The 1287-nt window shown below is 52.8% G+C and carries 1 protein-coding gene; it reads right to left on the bottom strand.

From position 1 onward, the window contains the following. Nucleotides 1-13: 13 nt before the first annotated feature. Entirely contained in the window at nucleotides 14-628 is a 615-nt protein-coding gene (locus H1B37_RS32860; RefSeq protein ID WP_182871495.1) for a hypothetical protein, read from the bottom strand. Nucleotides 629-1287 lie beyond the last annotated feature (659 nt).

Below are 1287 nucleotides of genomic sequence, written 5' to 3' on the forward strand. Positions count from 1 at the left end.
TGTTATCGGTATTTCAACGAAGCCATGCAACCTCAGCCTCTAATGCAGGTCCATGGTCATAGTGACCGGTTGGTCGCTCTGCGTTGCGTCGCAGCCAGAAATTCATGGATTGAAGGTATTCCTTGCAAGCTTCGGTGCCAATGAATTTAGCGGCGGTTTCTCGGCTAACTCGTGCCAACATTCGAAAGGCAATCGACCGCGATGTCGTGTGATCATGATCGTTGGCGTAGCGTTCCGAGCCAACGAGATCAATCAGACGTTCGCGCACGCATTCGGGTGGAACCCCCAAATCTCCCAGCGTCCAAATTCCAATCGCCCTAAGTTCATTGTCGGCAGAGTACGTGAGCGCGATCGCCCAGTCGACGAACTCGGTATGCAACTCGTCCCTTGCATCAAAGTCAATGGAATTAATGACGCATCCAATTGACCGGACTGCTGAGAGCAAAAAGCCGTATTCGACCTTGCTGAGTTCACCATCAACAACGACCTCGCGACACAGTTGATAGACGACTGGAAGTAAATGACGACCGGATTCACCAAGATTTCTGAGTTTCGCGGCCGCTAAACAATTCCGTTCGGGTGTCGCGGACGAGAACACTCTATCAACAAAAGCAAAATCGTCATTCATTGAATCCGATAACGTTACCAATCACCCGGCACGCGCGAGTAATTGACCATTTCGAAAAACCCGACTCGCGTGCTCGGGTGCATTGGATTGTTCCCCGCTTTCCAAACACCATTGCAGTCTATTGCATGGCGAATCGGATGGCAGCTTTGAAGTCTGTAACGGGCCATGGCGGTGCTTCCGCACCCGGAGGAGCGATGTACAAAAAGAAGTTGCCCTCACCGTCGATCAGAATACATGTGGCACATTCATCGTCAATTCGACCAACAGGGTAGTAATCGCGTCCGTCAGATTCTCGTGCGTCCAGGATATGTTCGATGTCATCGTCGCATTCGACCGGCAAGAGCGTGACCTCGCCCCGAACGTCAATCGTAAGTCCACCGTAACGCGTCAGGAATTCGCTAGCGGCCTCGTGTATGGGCAGTTCAGATGGCAGGTCGAGCGTTGATAATTCGCATCGGTACGATTCTGACCAGCCAGCTCGGCGAATGGCAGTCCAAGCGTCAATCGGGTTGGGGCGACCGTTGATGAAGTCACGTAGTGATTCAAGCCACTTTGGTATCGGAATGTCCTTTGTCGGGGAACGTCACCAATCACCCGGCGGCGACGAGAGATTGTCCATCCGAAAACGCCCGACTTCGCCGCTCGGGTGCATTGGATTG

Source organism: Stieleria mannarensis (assembly GCF_014154935.1).
Classification (GTDB): Bacteria; Planctomycetota; Planctomycetia; order Pirellulales; family Pirellulaceae; genus Stieleria; species Stieleria mannarensis.